The 21,621-nt window shown below is 58.2% G+C and carries 16 protein-coding genes; 13 read left to right on the top strand and 3 right to left on the bottom strand.

Features of this window, described 5'->3' with window-relative positions:
• Nucleotides 1-67: 67 nt before the first annotated feature.
• The gene (locus V9K67_RS06480; protein ID WP_336720925.1) at nucleotides 68-1,291 is read left to right on the top strand and encodes an MFS transporter; all 1,224 of its coding nucleotides are present in this window, start codon (nucleotides 68-70) and stop codon (nucleotides 1,289-1,291) included.
• A gap of 58 nt (nucleotides 1,292-1,349) precedes the next feature.
• On the opposite strand, the gene V9K67_RS06485 is transcribed toward V9K67_RS06480, so the two are convergent.
• Nucleotides 1,350-1,928, bottom strand: coding sequence for an acyl-CoA thioesterase (locus V9K67_RS06485; protein WP_336720926.1), 579 nt, complete (start codon nucleotides 1,926-1,928; stop codon nucleotides 1,350-1,352).
• Between the two features lie 363 nt (nucleotides 1,929-2,291).
• Here V9K67_RS06485 and V9K67_RS06490 point away from each other — a divergent pair, with 363 nt between their 5' ends.
• The 5 genes from V9K67_RS06490 to V9K67_RS06510 all read left to right on the top strand — a co-directional run bounded on the left by V9K67_RS06490 (nucleotide 2,292) and on the right by V9K67_RS06510 (nucleotide 10,113).
• On the top strand, nucleotides 2,292-3,896 hold the full coding sequence (locus tag V9K67_RS06490; protein WP_336720927.1) for a sensor histidine kinase: 1,605 nt from the start codon (nucleotides 2,292-2,294) through the stop codon (nucleotides 3,894-3,896).
• Between the two features lie 84 nt (nucleotides 3,897-3,980).
• Complete coding sequence (locus V9K67_RS06495) at nucleotides 3,981-8,012, top strand: response regulator (RefSeq protein WP_336720928.1); 4,032 nt, start codon at nucleotides 3,981-3,983, stop codon at nucleotides 8,010-8,012.
• A 6-nt stretch (nucleotides 8,013-8,018) separates the two neighbouring features.
• Nucleotides 8,019-8,840 carry a CheR family methyltransferase gene (locus V9K67_RS06500; RefSeq protein WP_336720929.1) on the top strand — a complete coding sequence of 274 codons (822 nt, stop codon included), beginning with the start codon at nucleotides 8,019-8,021 and terminating at the stop codon, nucleotides 8,838-8,840.
• Nucleotides 8,822-9,406, top strand: a complete 585-nt coding sequence (locus V9K67_RS06505; RefSeq protein ID WP_336720930.1) for a chemotaxis protein CheB — start codon at nucleotides 8,822-8,824, stop codon at nucleotides 9,404-9,406. The genes V9K67_RS06500 and V9K67_RS06505 overlap by 19 nt, the downstream gene beginning before the upstream one ends.
• Nucleotides 9,407-9,537: 131 nt before the next feature.
• Nucleotides 9,538-10,113, top strand: a complete 576-nt coding sequence (locus V9K67_RS06510) for a glycine zipper domain-containing protein (RefSeq protein WP_336720931.1) — start codon at nucleotides 9,538-9,540, stop codon at nucleotides 10,111-10,113.
• A gap of 72 nt (nucleotides 10,114-10,185) precedes the next feature.
• Here the strand turns inward: V9K67_RS06510 and V9K67_RS06515 are convergent, their stop codons facing one another.
• A complete protein-coding gene (locus tag V9K67_RS06515) occupies nucleotides 10,186-10,557 on the bottom strand; it encodes a DUF3574 domain-containing protein (RefSeq protein ID WP_336720932.1) in 372 nt (123 codons plus the stop codon).
• Nucleotides 10,558-10,858: 301 nt separating this feature from the next.
• Nucleotides 10,859-12,313: a right-handed parallel beta-helix repeat-containing protein gene (locus tag V9K67_RS06520; protein WP_336720933.1), complete on the bottom strand. Its 1,455-nt coding sequence runs from the start codon at nucleotides 12,311-12,313 to the stop codon at nucleotides 10,859-10,861.
• A 129-nt stretch (nucleotides 12,314-12,442) separates the two neighbouring features.
• On the opposite strand from V9K67_RS06520, the gene V9K67_RS06525 reads away from it, so the two are divergent.
• The 7 genes from V9K67_RS06525 (at nucleotide 12,443) to pflA (ending at nucleotide 21,352) form a co-directional block, all read left to right on the top strand.
• On the top strand, nucleotides 12,443-13,735 hold the full coding sequence (locus V9K67_RS06525; RefSeq protein WP_336720934.1) for a voltage-gated chloride channel family protein: 1,293 nt from the start codon (nucleotides 12,443-12,445) through the stop codon (nucleotides 13,733-13,735).
• A gap of 41 nt (nucleotides 13,736-13,776) precedes the next feature.
• Nucleotides 13,777-14,376: a GDSL-type esterase/lipase family protein gene (locus V9K67_RS06530; protein WP_336720935.1), complete on the top strand. Its 600-nt coding sequence runs from the start codon at nucleotides 13,777-13,779 to the stop codon at nucleotides 14,374-14,376.
• 43 nt (nucleotides 14,377-14,419) lie between these two features.
• A complete protein-coding gene (locus V9K67_RS06535) occupies nucleotides 14,420-15,148 on the top strand; it encodes an esterase family protein (RefSeq protein WP_336720936.1) in 729 nt (242 codons plus the stop codon).
• A gap of 245 nt (nucleotides 15,149-15,393) precedes the next feature.
• Entirely contained in the window at nucleotides 15,394-16,248 is an 855-nt protein-coding gene (locus V9K67_RS06540) for a formate/nitrite transporter family protein (RefSeq protein WP_336720937.1), read from the top strand.
• 177 nt (nucleotides 16,249-16,425) lie between these two features.
• A complete protein-coding gene (locus tag V9K67_RS06545; RefSeq protein WP_336720938.1) occupies nucleotides 16,426-17,811 on the top strand; it encodes a hypothetical protein in 1,386 nt (461 codons plus the stop codon).
• 398 nt (nucleotides 17,812-18,209) lie between these two features.
• Complete coding sequence (pflB, locus tag V9K67_RS06550) at nucleotides 18,210-20,447, top strand: formate C-acetyltransferase (RefSeq protein WP_336720939.1); 2,238 nt, start codon at nucleotides 18,210-18,212, stop codon at nucleotides 20,445-20,447.
• A 116-nt stretch (nucleotides 20,448-20,563) separates the two neighbouring features.
• A complete protein-coding gene (gene pflA / locus V9K67_RS06555) occupies nucleotides 20,564-21,352 on the top strand; it encodes a pyruvate formate-lyase-activating protein (RefSeq protein WP_336720940.1) in 789 nt (262 codons plus the stop codon).
• The last annotated feature ends 269 nt before the right edge of the window (nucleotides 21,353-21,621 follow it).

Raw genomic sequence — 21,621 nt, forward strand, 5'->3', positions numbered from 1 at the left:
AATTTTGCTGCAACTATTGCGGCCCGGCTACGGGCCGTCTTTTATTCACATAACCAATTCCTTATACATGAACCAAGTATCCGTAAAGGACGGGCAGGAGCAGGTAGTGCGCCTGCAGGCAGGCGCTATGGCCGTGCCGGCCGGGCCATCCGTCCGGAACAGGAAGCTGCAGCTGGCCGTGATGGCGTTCTTTTTTGCCCAGGGCCTGTGCTTCGCTTCCTGGGCCAGCCGTATCCCCGATATCAAAAGCATGCTCCAGCTGAGCGAGGGGGGCTTGGGCAGCATCCTCATGGCCCTGCCGGCCGGGCAGCTGACCGCCATGCCGGTCTCCGGCCGCCTGGTCACCCGCTTCGGCAGCAAGAAGATGGTGCTGCTGGCGATCCTGCTGTATTCGGCGGCGCTGATCAACATCGGCATGGCCTCCCAGGTGTGGCAACTGGTACTGGCCCTCTACCTGTTCGGCATCTGCGGCAACCTGGCCAATATTTCCGTGAACACGCAGGGCGTGCTGGCCGAAACCCAGCTGAAGCGCCCCGTTATGGGGTCCTTTCACGGCAGTTGGAGCCTGGCGGGCTTTACCGGTGCCTTCCTGGGTACCCTGCTGGTGGCGCAGCACCTGACGCCCGTGGCCCACTTCGGGATCATCGTCGGCCTGGTCGGCCTCCTGGTCTTTTTTGCCCACCGCCACCTCATCCCCGGCACCGAAGCGGCAGGAAAAGGCGCCCGGCGCCCCCTGTTTTCGTTGCCCGACAAACGGCTGCTGCAACTGGGCGTAATCGGTTTTTGCTGCATGGCCACCGAAGGCGCCATGTTCGACTGGAGCGGCGTGTATTTTCAAAAAGTGGTGCAGGCGCCGGCAGCGCTGGTGACCCTGGGCTATACGGCCTTTATGTGCACCATGGCTACCGGCCGCTTCCTGGGCGACCGCCTGGTGCGCCGCTTCGGCCAGAAGCAGCTGGTCCGGGCCAGCGGGGTGCTGATCGCCGCCGGCCTTGGCCTGTCGGTGGCCCTGCCTTCGCTGGTACCGGTGACCGTAGGCTTCCTGATGGTGGGCTTTGGGGTGTCTACCGTGATCCCCACGGTCTACAGCGCTGCCGGCAAGGCTACCTTCATTGCACCCGGCCTGGCACTGGCTACGATCTCCAGCATCAGTTTCCTGGGCTTCCTTATCGGGCCGCCCCTGATCGGCTACATCGCCGAGCTGGCCAGCCTGCGCTACTCCTTTGCGGTGATCGCCCTGCTGGGATTCGGCACCAGCCTGCTGGCCAGCCGGGCCCGGCTGATAAAATAGGTCAAAAAAAAAGACGCTGCGGTGGCAGCGTCTTTTTTTTTTGGGGCACAGGCGAAGCTTAGCGGGACAGGATGTCCTGGCGGGCCACATCCTCGGTGATGAGGCAGCGTTCGCCTTTCAGGATGTCGAAGATCTCGCCGTTGGCGCCGGTCACCTTCAGCTCGGCTTCTTCCTTCTTATAATTTTTCTTGAGTTCCTTGCGGCGCAGGGCTTCGTAGAAGCGGCGCACCTCGGTGCGGTTTTGCAGGATGAGGCCGGGTACCTGCACCGGCTTGTTGCCTTCCATGGCCACCATGGTAAAATAGCTGGTGTTGGTATGTTTGGCCAGGTGGGTCTTCACATTCTCGGTAATGACCTTGATGCCGATCACGATCGAAGAATTGCCCACGTAATTTACCGAGGCCAGCAGTGAAACGATCTCGCCCACTTCCACCGGGGCCAGGAAATCCACCGTATCGATCGAAGCGGTCACGCAATAGGCGTCGGCATGCTTGGCGGCACACACATACGCCACCTTGTCCATCAGCGACAGGATCACCCCGCCATGGATCTTTCCCCCGAAATTGGAGTACGAAGGGATCATCAGTTCGGTCAGCGTCGTTTCGGAAGCGGAAACGGTTTTGTAGCCCTCTGTCATAAGCTTGGAATAAGAGTAATAAGTTATTTATATAAAAAATTGCTATACAAGGCAATTGGGCAAATTTAAGCAATTGTTTGATGAGCTTGTCGTAAATATTTTAGGTTGGCGTATTGTTATAATATGTGTCTGTTGAAAACGATCCCCGTTTTTGGAAAAGGATTTTTGGAACGGCTTTTTGTACTTTTTTTTTAGTTATGTTTCTTTGTCCTTCCGTACCCTGCCACGAATAGGCAGGGATCTCCTTCAGGACCCGTTTGCGGCCGTTGGCCGGGGCCGGTACCGGGGAGATCGAAAACGTTAAGGTGTCCTAGTTCTCAGCCGGGTCTGTACGTTCCCGGGACAATTTTAACAGTACCGTATATGATCCTGATCGTTGACGATAAGCCGGAAAACCTCTTTTCGCTGAAAAGTATCCTTGAAAGAAATCAGTTTGAGGTGGATACCGCTTTGTCCGGCGAGGAAGCGCTGAAAAAAGTGCTGAAGTCCACCTATGCCCTCATCATCCTGGATGTGCAGATGCCGGTGATGGATGGCTTTGAAGTAGCCGAGGCCATCAGCGGTTTCAGCAAGACCAGGGATACGCCGATCATCTTTCTTTCGGCGGTGAATACCGACAAAAAGTTTATTGCCAAAGGCTATGCTTCCGGCGCCATCGACTACGTGACCAAGCCGGTGGATCCCGATATCCTCCTGTTGAAAGTGAAAACCTTTAACCGGCTGTACCAGCAGACCCACGAATTGAAGCGGGTGCAGGCCGCCCTGCAGGAGGAAATAGAAGTGCGGAAGTCGGCCGAAAGGGCGCTGCGCGAAAACGTCCGCGAGCTGCAGTCCATCATCGAATCCGTTCCCCAGATCGCCTTTACCGCCACGGCCGGCGGTACCATCGAATACGTCAACCAGTACTGGTTTCATTTTTCCCCCGGCAAGGACCTGTTTCCCGAAACTCCGCCCGGCGAGGAGCCCCTCCTCCGCAAGTGGAACGAGGCGGTGACCACCGGCGAGCCCCTCGAGCTGGAAGTACAGATCCGGGAGCTCCGCACCGGCGAGTACTACCACCACCTGCTGCGGGCGATGCCGGTCCGGCCCGACGGCACCATCACCCGCTGGGTAGGCACCTTTACCAACATCCACCAGCAGGTACGGCTCAACGAGATCCTGGAGCAGAAAGTGCAGGACCGTACCCACCAGCTGGTAAAGGTCAACAAGGACCTCGAGGCCAGCAACATCGACCTGCAGCACTTCGCCTACGTGGCCTCGCACGACCTGAAGGAGCCCCTGCGCAAGATCCAGACCTTTATCAGCATCATCAAGGACCGGTCCGTGGAGCCCGAAAAGCTCAGTCTCTTCCTGGAGCGCATCCACCGTTCCTCGGAGCGCATGAGCCAGTTGATCAACGACCTGCTCGACTTCGCCCGCCTGTCGGAATCCTACGTGTACGAAATGACGGACCTGGGCGAGCTGCTCCGCGAGGTGCTGGCCGACCTGGAGATCAGCATCCATGAAAAGGGCGCCATCATCACTATGGACCCGCTGCCGGGGGCCGAAATCGTCCCGGGGCTGATCCGGCAGGTGTTTCAAAATATCATCAGCAATGCGCTGAAGTTTTCAAAGCCCGGCCTCCCGCCGGTCATCCACATTACCGCCGACCGGGTAAGCGAGGCCGGCCCCGGGGCGGAGCCTTCCCCCACCGGCTGCTACAACCGCCTGGTGGTTTCCGATAACGGCATCGGCTTCGACCAGCAATATGCCGAAAAGATCTTTACCCTGTTCCAGCGGCTCAACACCCGCGAGGAATACGAGGGCACCGGCATCGGGCTGGCCGTGGCCCGGAAGATCATCGATAAGCACCATGGCTTTATTACCGCCCGGGGCGAACCGGGAGCGGGTGCTTCCTTTATCGTGATCCTGCCCATCAGCCAGCAGGCGGCCGCAGCGGAAAATGGGGACAAGGAATGCCCGGCCTGAGAATGGTAGTAGAAACCAGGGTACATTGCCCATTGCTTATTGCCCGTTACTTATTGCCCTTTTACTTCCAAACCCCGATCCTGCATGAACAGGCTTTTCCGATACATACCCCTCCCGGTAAAACTGATTTTGATCGGCTTTTTTCCCCTGCTGTTCCTGGTGTTCCTCTCCTTCCAGGTGTATAAGGAGGAGCGGGCAAAAATAAAGATCCTGGATGGCTACCTGCACAGCATCCGGCAGTGCGGGTATATCACCCGGCTGGTGGACGAGCTGCAGAAAGAAAGGCGCTACAGCTATGGCTTCCTGGTAAAACGGCAGTGGCGGGCCGAGCTGAACCTGCAGCGTACCGCCACCGATGCCGCCTGGAGCACGCTGGCCACCCATACCGGCACGGCGTTGCGGGGCATGGAAAAATACACGCTGCTCTACCGGATCGACAGCCTGCGCCTGCACATCGACGAAGCCAGCCTGCCGCCCAACGAGGTCATGAACTACTATACCAACGTCATGCTCCGGCTGGCCTCGCTCAACAACCTCTCGGCCGGGAATATCGGTTACCTGCACCCGGTAGAAAGGGAGCTGGCCGGCCAGCGGCTGCTCTCCCAGATGTCGGCGTACCTGGGCCTGATGCGGCTGAATGTCTATAATGCCCTCTATAAGCAGGAAACTTCTCCCCAATTCATCACCGACCTGAAGGAAGCATACGACCTGTTCCGGTCGTACGAGGCCGAGTTCAGGCTCCGCTCCACCCCGGAATCGGTGGCGGAGCTGGAGCGCCGCCTGCGCCATACCGCCCTCCTGCCCGTGATCGGCTACCTGGAAACAGCCATCCGCGAGGGCCGGCTGGCACCCGGCTCCGAGCCGGAACGCTGGTGGTACGTTTCCCTGAATGCCGTTCTGCGGCTGAACGAGCTGCAGCAGGGGCTGGTAAAAAATGCGGAGGAAAAGATCAAGGACATCTACGACCAGGAACGAACCAGGCAAACCTATACCGTGATCGTCCTGGCGGCCCTGATTGCCCTGGTGGTCGCCATCATCGCCTTTACCATCCGCAGCATTACCGGGCAGCTGAGCCAGCTGAAAGAGGCGGCGGGCCGGATCGCCTCGGGGGCTACCGGCATCGACCTCCACATTGCGTCCAATGATGCCATCGGCAGCCTGGCCCGGTCGTTCCTGCTGATCGACCAGAACAACCGCGGGCTCACCGAGGCGGCCGATAACATCGGTAAGGGCGATTTTTCGGTTACCGTAAAGCCCCGGGGCGAGGAAGATTTACTGGGAAACGCCATCGTGCGGATGAAGCACCGCCTGCGGCAGTACAAGGCGGACAACGAGAAAAAGCTCTGGATCCTGGGCGGGGTGGAGCAGGTGAATAAATGCCTGCAGGGCGAAAAAGGCCTGCTGCCCCTGGCCGACGACTGCCTGCATGCACTGGCCCAGTACCTGGACGCGCAGGTGGCCCTGTTCTATATCAACCACGACAATGTGCTGCACTTCAGCGCCGGCTATGCCGTGTCCGATTTCAACGAGGTGCCCGACCAGGTGCCGCTGGGCGAAACGGTGCTGGGGCAGGCGCTCAAGCACAAGCAGGTGGTGCGGCTGGCCGGCATGCCCGATGGGTTTTTAAAGATCCGCACCGGCTCGGGAAGCACCCCTCCCAAGCAATTGCTGGTGGTGCCGCTGGTACACAACGATGAGGTGGAAGGGGTGCTGGAGATCGGCGCGCTGCACGAATTCGACGAGGAGGCCCTGGCACTGATCGAGCAGGTGCGGCCCCGCATTGCCGTAGTGGTGCGGACGGCCCGGAACCGGGCCAGGCTGCAGGAGCTGCTGCGCCAGACCGGCGAGCAGGCCGAAGAGCTGCGCCGCCAGCAGGCCGAGCTGGAAAGCATTAACGCCGAGCTGGAAGAACAAACCAACCGCCTCCAGGCATCGGAAGAGGAACTCAAGGTGCAGCAGGAAGAGCTGATGCAGGCCAACAGCGAGCTGGAGGAGCGGTCCGGCCAGCTGGAAGAACGCAACCGCGTCATCCGGGAACGCAACCGCGAGGTCCGTAAAAAGGCCGAGGAGCTGGAACAGAGCGCCCGCTACAAATCGGAATTTTTGGCCAACATGTCGCACGAGCTGCGCACACCGCTCAACTCCATCCTGCTGCTCTCCCGGCTGCTGGCCGAGAACGGCGAACGCAACCTCACGGGCGAACAGGTGGAATATGCCTTGGTGATCCAGAGCTCCGGCAAGGGCCTGCTGGAGCTGATCGACGAGATCCTGGACCTCTCGAAGATCGAGGCCGGCAAGATGGAGCTGGAGTACCGGCCGGTGGCCCTGGAAGATATTACCGCCGACCTGAAGGCCCTGTTCGGACCCGTGGCCCGCGAAAAAAAGATCGAATTCAGCATTCACGAAGCCGCCGGTGTGCCGGCACGCATCGTTACCGATAAAACACGGCTGGAGCAGGTGCTCCGCAACCTGATCGCCAACGCCCTGAAGTTCACGGCGCACGGGTACGTGCACCTGCAGATTGGCCCGGTGCCCAACCGGCCTTCCTACCTGTCGTTTTCGGTAAAAGATACCGGCATCGGCATCCCGAAGGAAAAGCAGCAGCTCATCTTCGAAGCCTTCCAGCAGGCCGACGGTTCCACCAGGCGGGAATACGGCGGCACCGGCCTGGGCCTGTCCATCAGCCGCGAGCTGACCCGGCTGCTGGAAGGGGAAATCACGGTGCGCAGCGTGCCGGGCGAAGGCAGCGAATTCACGGTGACCGTGCCGGTAGGGGCGGGCCGGGCGGAAGCGCCGGCCCCAACGGCCCAACCGGCAGCGGCCCCGGCGGGCGCGGAGGAAGCTACCCCGGCGGCGGCAGTGCCCCGCCTGGTGGTGCCTTCCATCCCGCCCCCGCTTCCGGACGACCGCGAGGCCATCGATCCCGGCGACAAGGTCATCCTGATTGTGGAGGATGATGTGCCGTTTGCCCGGGCCCTGCTGGACTTTACCCGCTCCCAGGGCTTCAAAGGCCTGGTGGCCGTCCGGGGCGACGAAGGGCTGGCGCTAGCCGGCCGCTACCAGCCCGTGGGCATCCTGCTCGACCTGCGCCTGCCGGTCAAGGACGGCTGGGAAGTGATGGAGGAACTGAAGAAAGATCCCGCCACCCGCCATATTCCCGTGCACATCATGTCGTCGGAAGAAGCCAAAAAGGAAAGCCTGTACAAGGGCGCCGTGGACTTTATCAACAAGCCCATGGCGCTGGACCGGATGAAGGAGATCTTTGACCGCATCGAGCAGGCCCGGGAAAGAGGCAGCAAAAAGGTGCTGATCGTGGAAGAGCACGCCCGCCATGCCAGGGCGCTGGCCTACTTCCTGGAGCCCTACGGGGTACATGCCGCTATTTGCGGCAACCGGCATGAATGCCTGGAAGCCCTGCAGCAGGATGGGGTGGACTGCGTGATCCTGGACCTGGACCTGACGGACCGCAGCAGCTTCCCCGTGCTGGAGGCCATCCGCAGGGAATCGGGGCTGGAGCACCTGCCGGTGATCTGGTTCACCGGCAAACAGCCGGGCAAGGCCGACGAGGCCGCCATTCGCCAGTATGCCGATACGATCGTGATCAAAACCGCCCAATCCTACCAGCGCATCCTTGACGAGGTGTCGCTGTTCCTGCACCTGGTGCAGGACGGCGAGGGGGCAACGGCGGGGGCGGGCCCGGGTCCGGCACTGTTTGGCGAGGTATTGGCCCATAAGAAAGTCCTGATCGTCGATGACGACGTGCGCAACATCTTTTCGCTGACCAAGGCCCTGGAGGCGCAGCAGATGACCGTGCTGTCGGCTATGGACGGGGCCGAGGCCCTGCGGCAGCTGGAGGCGGCGCCCGATGTGGATGCCGTGCTGATGGACCTGATGATGCCGGTAATGGATGGATATGAAGCCATCCGGCGGATACGGCTGGCGCCCGCCTTCGCCCACCTGCCGGTCATTGCCGTTACGGCCCGGGCCATGGCGGAGGACCGCGAAAAGTGCATGGAGGCCGGCGCATCGGATTTCATTACCAAGCCCGTCGATACCGACCAGTTGCTGTCGCTGCTGCGGGTGTGGCTGTACGATAAGGGATTTGATCATCATTAAGCGCACATGGAAATCATCATCACGGAGGAGGAGGTGGCGCTCTTGCAGCACGACCTGTTCGAAAAGTATGGATACGACTTTCGCAACTATTCGCTGGCTTCGCTGCAACGGCGTATCCAGCGGCTGGTGGCCCTGGACCGGTTCCGCTCTTTTGCGGAATTCCGGTACGTGCTGCAAAACGATCCTTACTACCTCAAGCGGTTCGTGGAGGAGGTAACGGTCAATGTAACCGAAATGTTCCGGGATCCTCCCTTTTACCAGTTCCTGCGTACGCAGGTGCTGCCGGCGCTGTCGGGGCTTCCGCTGATACGGGTATGGCATGCCGGCTGCGCCACGGGGGAGGAAGTTTTTTCCCTGGCTATTTTGCTCAAGGAGGCCGGGCTGCTGCACAAGTCGCTGCTGTATGCCACCGACCTGAATCCCGCCGTGGTGCAGAAAGCCATGACCGGCGTGTTTCCCCTGCAGCAGATGCGGCTGTATTCCGCCAACTATTTACGTGCCGGCGGTCGCCAGGATTTTTCGGCCTACTATTCGGCCAAGTACAACGTGGCGAAGTTCGACGAATCGCTGCGCCACAAAATGATCTTTGCCACGCACAACCTGGTTTCCGACCGTTCCTTTCACGAGTTCCAGCTGATCCTCTGCCGTAATGTGCTGATTTATTTCGACCAGCAGCTCCAGGCGAAAGTTCTGGATACCTTTGACAGGAGCCTGGAGGTGCTGGGCTTTTTAGCGCTGGGGGCGCGGGAAACCCTGCGCTTCAGTTCCCTTGCTTCCCGGTACAAGGAATTTTCATCGGGCCAGAAAATATGGAGAAAGATATCCTGAATATAAACTACAGCCTGCTGGTCATCGGCGGTTCGGCGGGAAGCCTGAACGTGCTCTTCGACCTGCTGCCCCGCCTGGACGCCGGCCTGTCGCTTTCGATCCTGATCGTGGTGCACCGGATGCCCAGTGCCGATTCGCAGCTGGCGGAGCTGCTGGCTTCCAAAACGCCGTTGCCGGTAAAGGAGGCCCGCCAGAACGAGCCGATCCTGCCGGGCACCATCTACCTGGCGCCGGCGGATGACCACCTGCTGGTGGAACAGGACCGGCGGCTGACGCTGGACCATTCCCCAAAAGTGCATTACTGCCGGCCTTCCATCGACCGGACGTTTGCCTCGGCGGCGGAAGTTTACGGCCCTTCGCTGGTCGGCCTGCTCCTGTCGGGCGCCAATGAGGACGGCACCGACGGGCTGCGGGCCGTGCGGGCGGCGGGCGGCCTGAGCCTGGCGCAGGACCCCGACACCGCGGAGATGGCCTACATGCCCCGCAAGGCTATTGAAAGCGGGGTGGTGAACCGGGTGCTGCAACCGGAGGAGCTGGCCGAAACCGTGAATGGTTTAAATGCCTGAGCCCATAAAATCCTTTTCATTTACTTTAACAAACTCCCGTCAAACTTCTTCTTTATCACCCCGTCTCAGTATTCAGAACACCGGCACCCCGGTACCATCATTAAAAAAACAAAAAAAATAAAACCAGGCGTATGAAGAAGTTTTTTACCATCATGAGTGTAGCAGCAGTAATGACCGCTTGCACGACCACACCGAATAATGTAGCTCCTGTAACCGCCGCACCGGCTGTGCAACCCGCTCCCGCAGCGGCTGCCGATACCGCCGGCCTCGCACAGTACAAGGAGTGGAAAGAACAACAGGCAGAGGAAGCCGTTAAAGAAAGCAAACCGGCCGTTCATTATGCAGTAGCCAAGGCTCCTGTGAAAAAAGTAAAAAGATCCTACCAGGCACCTGTAAGCAGGCCGGTGGAAAGCGAGCCGGTGGCTGCCCCTGTACCTGCCACACCCCCGGTTGCGGAAACCCCCGCCACTCCTGCACATGAGGAAGTAGCCATGAACGACGAATCTTCGAATACTGCGCAGGCCGAAGAAAAGAAAGGCTGGAGCAACAAGGCTAAAGGCGCCGTGATCGGTGGTGCTGCCGGTGCAGCCGCCGGGGCCATCATCAACAAAAAGAACCGGGCCGTAGGTGCCGTGATCGGTGGCGTAGTAGGCGCCGGTGGCGGTTTGATCATCGGCAACAAAATGGATAAAAAAGCCGGACGATAGTTTTTATGTGAATGTTGGACTTATGGTCGGCAGGGTCTTATCGGAAGATAAGGCCCTGCTTTTTTTATGCCCTTAGAATAATTTCACGGTGGCCTTCCGGTCCACCCGCAACACCGATTGCTGGCGGAACAGCGTTTTATAGTGCCCGCGCAGGCTGTCGATCTGCCGGTTCAGCCGCGGCGTCATCCGGTTGACCGAAGTAACGATATAGGAGGGTTCGCGTACCAGGCGGTGTAGGGCCGTATCATACCAGTTGCCCATGGCCGCGGTGACGGTGCTGCCGTTGGCGAACACGGCTCCGATGTGGCGTTCGGCAAAAGCATTCCATTCCTGTTCGCTCACTTTTCCGCCTCCGGGTTTCAGTTGGCCGAAGTACAGGTCCGTCTGTACCATCCGGGGGCCGGAGCAGGCGCAAAGCAGGAGGCAGGGGAGGAGGAGGCGCATGTTTTTGCATAAAGGTAGGAACTTGCCTGCGGGACCCCTTTACCCGGAAGGCGGGAAAATTACCCAATATTAGGTATTGGAACGGACCTGTTGCCCTTACTACCTTTGCCCGAACAATCGCAACCGAAACTAACTATTTATGGGGATCGCCTTTTTGAAGCTTCAGGTGCCGTGTCGTCCCCGGGATTACAGAAAAGAGGTAAAGTAAGCGAAAGAATAATCATCTTTTTTCATACGAAAAAGGCCTTCCTGCATGTGTTGCCGGAAGGCCTTTTTCGTATGCGGCTGTTCGTTTAGCTTCTTATGGCTTGCCGGCGTTGGCAGGGTCGGCATACACCACCTTATTCCCTCCCTCATCCACATTGTAGTTTTCGCAACAGGAATTCAGGTAGTACTTTTTTTGCTTTGCTTCGGGTTTGGTAAAGTTGAAGGTGCAGTTTTTGTACCGCATGCCCCGTACGACGGCCACAAAGTCCCTGCGGGGCAGGCTGTCGTTGTTGATGCTAAACCTGCAGTTGTCGAACTGGTATTTTTCTTCAGGAGCCCAGGCGGCACTGGCCTGGATCCATACCAGCTTCTTTGTATTGGAAACAAAGCTGCAATCCCGGAACGACACTCTTTTCCGGCCGTTCGATTCCACCAGGAAATTTCCATAGGGCAATTTCCCCTCATAAGGCTTGTCCTCGAAGTGGCAGCCTATAAAGCGGGTGGCATCAGCATCCGTTTCAGCTTTGTAGCCATGCACGAACGATCCGTAGATCTTGCAGTCGGTAAAGGTGAACGCAGGCCTGTTTACCCAGATGGACCAGGTTTTTGTTCCCCAGAACGTGCATTTTTTGAACGTACAGTTGCGGCTCGGCCCATTGTCGGCCACCATTCCTACGCCTCTGTTGTTGATGAATTCACAGTTTTCAAACCGGCCGTTGGTGATCGGCCCCCTTTCCGCTTCAATGTCCACCCCTGCTCCGGGGGGCGAAAAGAACCCGGCCTGTCCGGTATGGTTGAATTTGCTGTCTTTTACCAGCAGGTCGTTGCCGCCGATCCAGGAAAGTCCCTGCCGGCCGTTGTATTCAAAGACAGAGTTCAGGATCTTTATTTCGTCCTTGGTATTGGTTTCCTTGTTGCCGACGCTGATGCCGTCAAGGGCAAAGTGGTGGGCGTTGATGCCGGAGACGGTGACCTTTTTGCTGTTCCAGATGAACAGGGCGGTATGCGGCAACTGGATGCCCTTGTCGCCATAAACGCCGCCCCGGATCGTACCCTGGAGGTTGCCGTCCAGTTCCAGGTTTTTGATTTCCACCTCCCGGCAATCCCGCAGGTTGATGAAGTGGCCGATGGTGGCGGCCCAGGCGTACTTGGTAAAGTATTTGGAGTTGCTGAATTTCTGGCCGGTCTGGGGGTTAAAGGCGCCGAAGCGCAGGCTGTCGGCGTATACCACCCGGGCTTTGTCCTTTCCTTCGATGATCAGGTTGCGCACGCCGGTCAGCAACAGGGCATCGTAACCCAGGTAGGCCGGCTTTCCTTCGGCTCCCTGGGTGAAGTCCTGTTTGCCGATAAGGTAGGTGCCCCTGGAGATGACCAGCCGGCCATTTCCGCCCCTGCTGTTAAAAAAAGCGGCGGCCTTTTCAAAGGCGGCATGGTCGTTTGTTTTGCCATCGCCCCTGGCCCCGAACGATTTGATGTCTTTGGTCACAAAATTCTGGGCATAACCCTGGAAGGAGAGCAAAAGAAGAAGAGTGGTGAGCATTTTGATCATGGTTAAAAGTAGCCCATCATGCAGGCGGGCGCCGCAAACAAATCGTTAATAATCTTTTTCGGCGGCCCTTTTGTCCCTTTAGCCCTTTGCGTCCTTCATCCTATCTTGCCGGCCAATATGCTGAGGCGGATGAAAAAGTTTTTCCAATCCTTTGAACAGGTGCAGGTGGCCCGCCACCTGCTGTACTGGACGCTGCTGGTGCTGCCGGTGGCGGTGGCGGTGGGCGCCTTCGTGGCCCTGTTCCTGTGGCTGCTCGACTGGGCGACCGTGACCCGCTGGAACCACCTGTGGCTGGTGGGGTTGCTGCCGCTGGCCGGCCTGCTGATTGTGTGGGGGTACCGGCAGTGGGGAAAAAATGCCGCCGCCGGCAACAACCTGATCCTGGAGGAGATCCATAAACCCGGGGGCGGCGTGCCGGCCCGGATGGCGCCGCTGGTGCTGGTGTCCACCGTGCTGACGCATTTGTTCGGCGGCTCGGCCGGCCGCGAGGGCACGGCCGTCCAGATGGGCGGCTCCCTGGCGGCCCTGTTTGCGCGCTGGTACCGGCTGAAGCAGGCGGACAAGCGCATCCTGCTGCTCTGCGGCATGTCGGCCGGCTTCGGCGCCGTGTTCGGCACCCCCCTGGCCGGAACGGTCTTTGCCCTGGAAGTGCTGGCCATCGGCCGCATCCGTTATGAAGCCCTGGTGCCCTGCCTGATCGCTGCCCTGGCAGCCGACGGCACCTGTTCGGCCCTGGGCATTCACCATACCAAGTACAGCATTGCGTTTAGCCACCAGGGGCAGGCGCTTCCCCTGGTGTCGTTCGACCTGCTGTTGCTGGCCCAGGTGGCGGCCGCAGGAGTGGCTTTCGGGCTGGCAGGCTACCTGTTTGCCGCCCTGTCGCACCGCATCAGGGACGCCTCGGCCCGCTACCTTCCCTATCCGTGGCTGCCGCCGCTGGCGGGCGCCGCCCTGGTGCTGGGGATCAGCTATGCCCTGGGTACCTTCGATTACCTGGGGTTGGGGGTGACTCACCCGCGGGGCGGCGTCAGCATCCTGTCGGCTTTCCAGGAAGGGGGAGCCGACACCTGGAGCTGGCTGTGGAAACTGCTGCTGACCGCCCTGACCCTCCATACGGGCTTCAAGGGCGGGGAGGTGACCCCCCTGTTCTTTATCGGCGCTACCCTGGGCAATACCCTGGCGGGGCTGGCCGGCGCCCCGGTTGATTTATTTGCCGGCCTTGGCTTTATTGCTGTATTTTCGGGCGCAACCAACACCCCCCTGGCCTGTACGCTCATGGGGGTGGAACTTTTTGGTTCCGGCAACGTGCTGTATTATGCGGTGGCCTGCTTTACCGCCTATTATTTCAGCGGGCATGCCGGCATTTATTCGGCCCAGCGGGTGGCCGTTACCAAGCTGCACCAGCCGGCAGGGGAGCGGTAAGCAGACATTATTTTTTGAACAGAATTTATTATAGTTTTTCTATGTTTTGGTACGAAGAGGAAGTTAAGCGGGTGGAAAAGGAGTCGGGCCGGTGTGCCTACGTACCCGAAGTGATTTTTTACGGCAGCTCGTCGATCCGGCAATGGGACAGCCTGTACAAGGATTTTCGGGAATATAAGCCGCTGAACCTGGGTTTTGGCGGCTCTACCCTGGCGGCCTGCGTCTGGTATTTCGACCGCATCATGGCCCCGCTGGAAAAGGCGAAGTCCCTGATCATCTATGCCGGCGATAACGACCTGGGCGACGGGCGGCACCCCGAAGAGGTGTTCATCTCCTTCCGCCAGCTGGTGGCGCAGGTGCGGGAAAAGTTCGGGAATATCCCCATCGGCTTTATTTCCATCAAGCCCTCCTTCAGTCGCTGGCACATCATCGACCGCATCCGGTTTACCAACAAGATCATTGAAGCGGACGTAGCCCGGAAAAAGGATAACCTGTATTTTATTAACACCTATGATGCAATGACGGATAAGAACGGTTTGCCGATCCATAAGTTTTTCGGGGCGGACGGGCTGCACCTCAGTGCCGAGGGCTATGCCCTGTGGAAAGAGATATTGTTCGGTCAATATTCATTTATTCTATAGTCTGCTGATTTAACTTGCACCTTCAATTTACCATTCTACAACTGTGAACAGAGAATATCATAAATGGTATAGTCCGAGCCTGGGGCGGGATATGGAGCTCCTGGTTTTTGGCAATGCGGGTGTACCCGTTGTATTTTTCCCTACCCGTACGGCCCGTTTCTACGATTATGAGAACTGGAAGATCATCGAGGCCCTGCGGGGCAAGATCGAAAAGGGGCTGTTGCAGGTGTACTGTGTGGACAGCATCGATGCCGAAAGCTTTTATTCGGCCCATACCCATCCCGGCCAGCGAATCAACCGGCATATGCAGTACGAGCAGTACATTATCAACGAAGTGCTGCCGCTGATCCGGAAGAAAAACAGCAACGACTACCTGATTTCTGCGGGCTGCAGCCTGGGCGCCTACCATGCCGTGAACATTGCCTTCAAGCATCCGCAACTGTTTCGCAAGGCCGTGGGCATGAGCGGCCGCTACGACCTGACGGTGGCCCTGGATAACTTCCGCGACCTGTTTGACGGCTACCGCGACGAGGCCATTTTTTCCAACATGCCCAACCAGTTCGTTCCCCACCTGACCGATCCGCGCGCCCTGGACGCGCTGAAGAAAATGGACATCGTTTTCGCCATCGGCAAGGAGGACGCCTTCTTCGACAGCAACCGGAGCCTGAGCCAGTCGCTGCGCGAAAAGAAAGTGCTCCACGCCATGCACGTCTGGGAAGAAGAAGCCCATCGCCCGAGGTACTGGCGGCGTATGGTTCAATTGTATTTGTAAATTCACATGCGAAATAGGAATTGGTTAATTGGTTAATTGGGATATTAGGGCCTAAAGGCGGCGACGATGGAGCCGAAGGTTCCACCAAATTCCCAATTTCCCAATTAACCAATTAACCAATTAACCAATCCCTCATACTTTCCGCCTCTTTCCACTCCTCGAATCACTCCATTCATTGATCTTCGTCACCTGGTTTGCTGCGGCACTGACCGTTCTTTGCCTCCTGACCTTTCAACTGCAGCACCATGAGTTATTATGCTCCTTCCGAAATAGCGGCGCATTTTAATAAAAGCGCCCAACAAAAAGATTCCTATACCACGCCGCGTTTGCTGATCTACTCCCTGCTGGGGGGCGCTTTTATTGCGCTGGGCGGCCTGCTGGCCCTGGTGGTGACCGGCGGTATGCCGGGAGTGGCGGCCGCCAACCCCGGCCTGAACAAACTGCTGTTTGGCGCCCTCTTCCCCCTGGGGCTGATCATGGTGGTGGTCGGCGGGGCCCAGCTGTTTACCAGCGACTGCGCCGTCATGCCGTTCGGCGCGCTGAACAAGGGCGTTTCCTGGATGCGGGTGGCCCGGATCTGGATCCTGGTGTACCTCGGCAATTTCGTCGGCGCCCTGCTGGTTGCCTGGCTGTTCGGGTATGAAACCCATATCCTGGCCGCCGACCCCTGGCTGACGGCGGCCCGCAGGATTGGCGAGCTGAAGACCTCCCATTCCTTCTGGACCACTTTCGTTAAAGGTGTAGGGGCCAACTGGCTGGTATGTATGGCCGTTTGGCTGGCCTATGCGGCCAAAAGCGCCGGCAGCAAGGCGCTGCTGCTCTGGTTTCCCGTGATGTGCTTTGTGACCTTTGGATTCGAGCACAGCATTGCCAATATGTTCTTTATCCCGCTGTCGATGCTGCTGGGATCGCCCATCAGCCTGTACGACTTCCTGGTGGTCAACCTGGTGCCGGCCACCCTGGGCAATATCGTGGGCGGGGCCTTGTTGGTAGCGCTGCCCTACTGGTATATGTTCGGAAAAGGCGGTACGCCTGCCGGGCAGCCGACAGTGGTTCCGGACCTGAAGAAAAACGGCCTCCTGGAGCAGCGGTTCAACTGATCGCCGAAAAGAACAAGGAATACACCGGCTCTTTCGACTTTCCTGCCTACGTATTTCTATGGAGTGAACCGGGCGGCCTACCTTTGCGCCGCCTTTATTTTCGTTTGCCTGCCCCATGAAAGCGCCCCGTTGCGGGCGTCCTGTTCCTAACGTTCCTAAAAACAACTGCTTTTGGTTATGCGTTTTTTTTCAGCGGCCTGCGGCCTCGTCTTTGGTTTGTTCGGTTCCCTGCTGGCAGGGGCACAGGGTTCGGCCGATTACGGCTCGGGTCTTAAAGTCAACCTCAATGCCGAGGGGAGTAAGTACGTACGATTTATGATCTGGAACCAGATATGGGCGCGCAGCGTGAAAAACAATCCCGGCACCCTGGTGGGCGACGAGCCTGCCGACCACACCCTGGATATCGGCGCCCGCCGGATCCGCGGCCTGGTCTATGCCCAGATCTCGCCCCGCTACCTCATCCTGGCGCACATAGGCGTGAACAACCAGACTTTTATCAATGGCGGCTCTATCGGTACGGAGGGCACCGGCGCCAATGGTGCGGGAAAGAAACCCAGTATCTTTTTCCACGACGTGTGGAACGAATATGCCGTGGTGCCGGCGGTCAACCCGGCGACCGGCAAAGCCAATAACACCAACCTGTTCGTAGGGGCGGGACTGCACTACTGGAACGGCCTTTCGCGGCTGACATCGGCCAGCACCGTAAACTACCTGATGGTGGATGCACCCGTGTTCAACTGGCCTACCCTGGAGGTTTCCGACCAGTTTACCCGGCAGTTCGGCCTGTATGCCAAGGGAAAAACGGGCAAGCTGCACTACCGCTTCCATGTCAACAAACCCTTTGCCACCAACACGGTGCCCGTGGCCGGTGGTGCGGCCGTCGACAACAACGGCAATGCCCGGGCGGCCCTGAGCGGTTATGCCGACTACGAATTCCTGGAGCAGGAGGCCGACCAGTTGCCTTTCCGCGTGGGTTCGTACGTGGGTACCAGGAAAGTGTTCAATATCGGCGCGGGCTTTTACCATGTGAAGAACGGGACCCAGAGCCTGACGGTCGACAATGTGCTGAAAAAGCACGATATCAGCCTGCTGTCCGCCGACGTCTTTGCCGACCTGCCCGTGGGTCCCAAAGAAAAGAACATGGCCCTGACAGCGTACAGCGTGCTGTATGATTATGATTTCGGTCCCCGCTACCTGCGTGCCACCGGGGTGATGAATACCGGCCTGCCCGATACCGCCTTCAAAGGGGTAAAAGCCCAGGAGGGCCTCGGCAATGCCCGCATGTCACTGGGTACCGGCAAGATCTGGTACACCCAGGCCGGCTTCCTGCTGCCGAAGAGCATCAGCAAGAAAGTACGGGTGCAGCCCGTGGCCGCCTACACCCTCAAGGAACTGGAGGCCCTGGACCAGGTGGGTCATTTTTATGATATCGGCTCCAACTTCTTCCTCGACGGCCACCATTCCAAGCTGACGCTCCAGTACAGCAGCCGCCCCCTCTATAACCACAACAAGGTATTTAAGCGGGCAGGGGAGTGGGTGATGCAGTTCCAGATCTATTTGTAAAAAATTTGCTTGTATAGGATTCCCGTTGCCGGCCTCGTGGCCGGCATTTTTTTGCCCTGCCTGCCGGGCCTGGAAAGCATGTGGTTTTGTTATATATAAATAATAACTAAATTAGTGCGGGTTAATTGTCAGGCTTAAGAGGAGGCTGGCAGCAGCCTTGACCGGTTTCGTTTTGATTTTCGGTTGCGATTCTTACCTGGGCAGGATGGTGGGTAACAGGGTATTTCCTATCTAAAAGTCACTCTTTCTTATGACCTGCATCACCTTTAAGCTTCCGGGCGCATAGTAGGTTTGCTCTGTCAATTACCGGGGCGCCGAAAAGGAAAGGCGAACAGCTTTCCACCGGAAGCAGCCCTGGAGAACAAGCAACAGCTATTCAAAATTAAATGCATAAGATTATGGTAAGTTTAGAAGATGTCATCGTATCGTTTGAGAAGGGAACCTGGAACGAACAGATTGACGTAAAAGACTTTGTCAGAAGGAATGTCTCTCCCTATAACGGTGATGCGTCCTTCCTGGCTGCCGCCACCGCAAACACCAAGGAGCTTTGGCAGATCTGCCTGGCAGCCATGAAAGAAGAGCGGGAACGCAACGGTTGCCGCGCCATAGATACCGAAACCATTTCCACCATCACCAGCCACGGTCCCGGCTACATCAAAAAAGAGCTGGAAGTGATCGTGGGCCTGCAGACCGACGAGCTCCTGAAAAGAGCCATGAAGCCCTTTGGCGGCATCCGCGTGGTGGAAGGGGCCGTAGAGGAAAAAGGCGGCAAGGTGGCCGACAAAGTGAAAGAAGTCTTCAAATATGCCAAAGACCATAACAGCGCCGTGTTTTCGGCCTATGATGCCGAGATCCTGAAATTCCGCTCCAAAGGCATCCTGACCGGGCTGCCCGATAACTATGCCCGTGGCCGGATTATTGGCGACTACCGCCGCCTGGCCCTCTACGGCGTCGACCGCCTGATCCAGGCCAAGGAAGCCGACAAGGCCGCCATCGAAGGCGAGCTGACCGAGCACCTGATCCGCCTGCGCGAAGAAGTCTTCGACCAGCTGGGCGCCCTGAAAGCCATCAAGGAACTGGGAGCCGCTTACGGCCTGGACCTGGCGCGCCCCGCCCGGAACGCCACCGAGGCCGTTCAGTGGGTGTACATGGCCTACCTGGCCGCCGTCAAAGAACAGGACGGCGCCGCCATGTCGCTGGGCAACGTCTCTACCTTCCTGGATATTTTTATTGAAAAAGACCTGGCGGAAGGACGGCTGACCGAAGTGGAGGCCCAGGAGCTGATCGACCAGTTCGTGATGAAGCTGCGCCTGGTACGCCACCTGCGCCCCGCCGCGTACGACGAAATCTTCGGCGGCGACCCCACCTGGGTGACCGAAGCCATCGGCGGACAGTTCGACGACGGCCGCACCAAGGTGACCAAGACCTCCTTCCGCTTTTTGCAAACCCTGTACAACCTCGGCCCTTCTCCCGAACCGAACCTGACCGTGCTGTGGTCCGGCCAGCTGCCCCAGGGCTTTAAGGAGTTCTGCGCCCAGGTATCCATCGATACCTCCTCCATCCAATACGAGAACGACGACCTGATGCGCCCCAACCGCGGCTCCGATGACTACGGCATCGCCTGCTGCGTGTCGTACCAGGAGATCGGCAAACGCATCCAGTTCTTCGGCGCCCGCACCAACCTGCCCAAGACCCTGCTGCTGGCCCTCAACGCCGGCCGCGAAGAGTTTTCCGGCGTGCCCCTGATCAAGGGCGTCGCGCCCATCGAAGGCGAGGTGCTGCAGTACGAGGACGTGCTGGAGAAATTTAAAAAAGCCATGAAGGAAGTGGCCCGCGTCTATGCCAAGTCGATGAACATCATCCACTACATGCACGACAAGTATTATTACGAGAAAGCCCAGTTTGCCTTCCTCGATACCGACCCCGGCATCGACATCGCTTACGGCGCCGCCGGCATCAGCATCATCGCCGACTCGCTTTCCGCCATCAAGTATGCCAAGGTAAAAGCCGTGCGCAACGAGGACGGCCTGACCACCGGTTTCGAAGTGGAAGGCGACTATCCCCAGTACGGCAACGACGACGACCGGGTGGACAGCATCGCACAGGAAATCGCCCGCTACTTTTTCAACGAGCTGGCTTCGCATAAAACCTACAAAAACGCCGTGCCGACCCTATCGCTGCTGACCATTACTTCGAACGTGATGTACGGCAAGAAAACCGGCGCCACCCCCGACGGCCGCAAGGCCGGTGAGGCCTTCGCCCCGGGCGCCAACCCGATGCACGGCCGCGACACCAAGGGCGCCATCGCTTCGCTGAACTCGGTTGCCAAGCTCGATTATACCTATGCGCAGGACGGTGTTTCCAACACCTTCTCCATGGTGCCAAAATCCTTGGGCAGCACCCGGGAAGACCAGGTGGATAACCTGATCGGTCTGCTCGACGGCTATTTCAGCAAGGACGCCCAGCACCTGAACGTGAACGTGCTGAACCGGGAAACCCTCCTGGATGCCTACCACCATCCCGAGAACTATCCCCAGCTCACCATCCGGGTTTCGGGCTACGCGGTCAACTTTATCCGCCTGTCCAAAGCCCACCAGATGGAAGTGATCGCCCGTACGTTCCACGAACGGATGTAAGCTTCTACGTTTACGGGTTTACGAGTTCGTTTCCAGGCCTGGCAGGTTCTTTTAACCTGCCAGGTTTTATAAGGTCGGTCCAATGACCAATGTCCATTGACGTTAAAACGTGTTTTATGTTACAAGACGAATTGCTGGCGCAGCAGGAAGTAATCAGCCTCAACGTAGATGCGCCGGATAAGCTGCGCATCCATTCCCTCGAAACCTTTGGTACCCACGATGGGCCGGGCATCCGGATGGTGGTGTTTACCCAGGGTTGCCAGTTTCGCTGCCTCTATTGCGCCAACCCCGATACCTGGGATGTAAAGGGCGGCCGGTTTATTGAAATCGAGGAGATCGTACGCATGGCCAAAAATGCCAAACCCTATTTCGGAAGAAAGGGTGGCGTGACCGTGTCGGGCGGCGAGCCCACGCTGCAGCGCACCAAGCTGATCACGCTTTTCCGGCGCCTGCACGAAGAAGGCATCAGCACCGCCCTGGATTCCAACGGCCGGCTGCTGAACGAAGAAGTGAAGGAGCTGCTGGAAGAGACCGACTACCTGCTGCTGGACGTAAAGCATTTTGACGACGACTGGCACCACCGGCTGACAGGCCTGAGCAACAAAAGCGTCTTTAAAGTGGCCGAGCACCGCGAGTATACCGGCAAGCCCATGTGGATCCGCTACGTGCTGGTGCCCGGCTGGTCGGACCAGGAAGAATACCTGCATGCCCTGGGCCAGTACTTTAAGGACTATAAAAGCATCGAAAAGATCGAGATCCAGCCCTACCATGTGCTGGGGGTGCATAAATGGGAAGCCCTCGGCTGGGAATACAAGCTGAAAGGAGTGGAGCCGCCCACCCGCGAACAGCTCCAGAAAGCGGCCGCCATCTTCGGGCAGTATTTTAAGGAAGTGAAAGTGAATTAAGCGTAGCAATTAAAATAATTAGATCGTTTCATCTGCAGGGGATGGGCACCGTAGGTGCCACCTGTTTATAGTAACGAGCCAATAGAGCATCCTCGCTCCGGAGGAGCGCCCTGTGCAAAAAGGAGCGATCCCTTCCTGTAAAGAAAGCCTCTCTGCTGCACAGGGGGCTCCCATGGAGCCCTGGCACTCTACTTCGAATGTTCTATAAACAGGTGGCACCTACGGTGCCTATACCTTCAAAGGAAACAATTTTATTATTTCAATTAAGT

Source organism: Huijunlia imazamoxiresistens (genome assembly GCF_037132455.1).
Taxonomy (GTDB): Bacteria; Bacteroidota; Bacteroidia; order Chitinophagales; family Chitinophagaceae; genus Flavisolibacter; species Flavisolibacter imazamoxiresistens.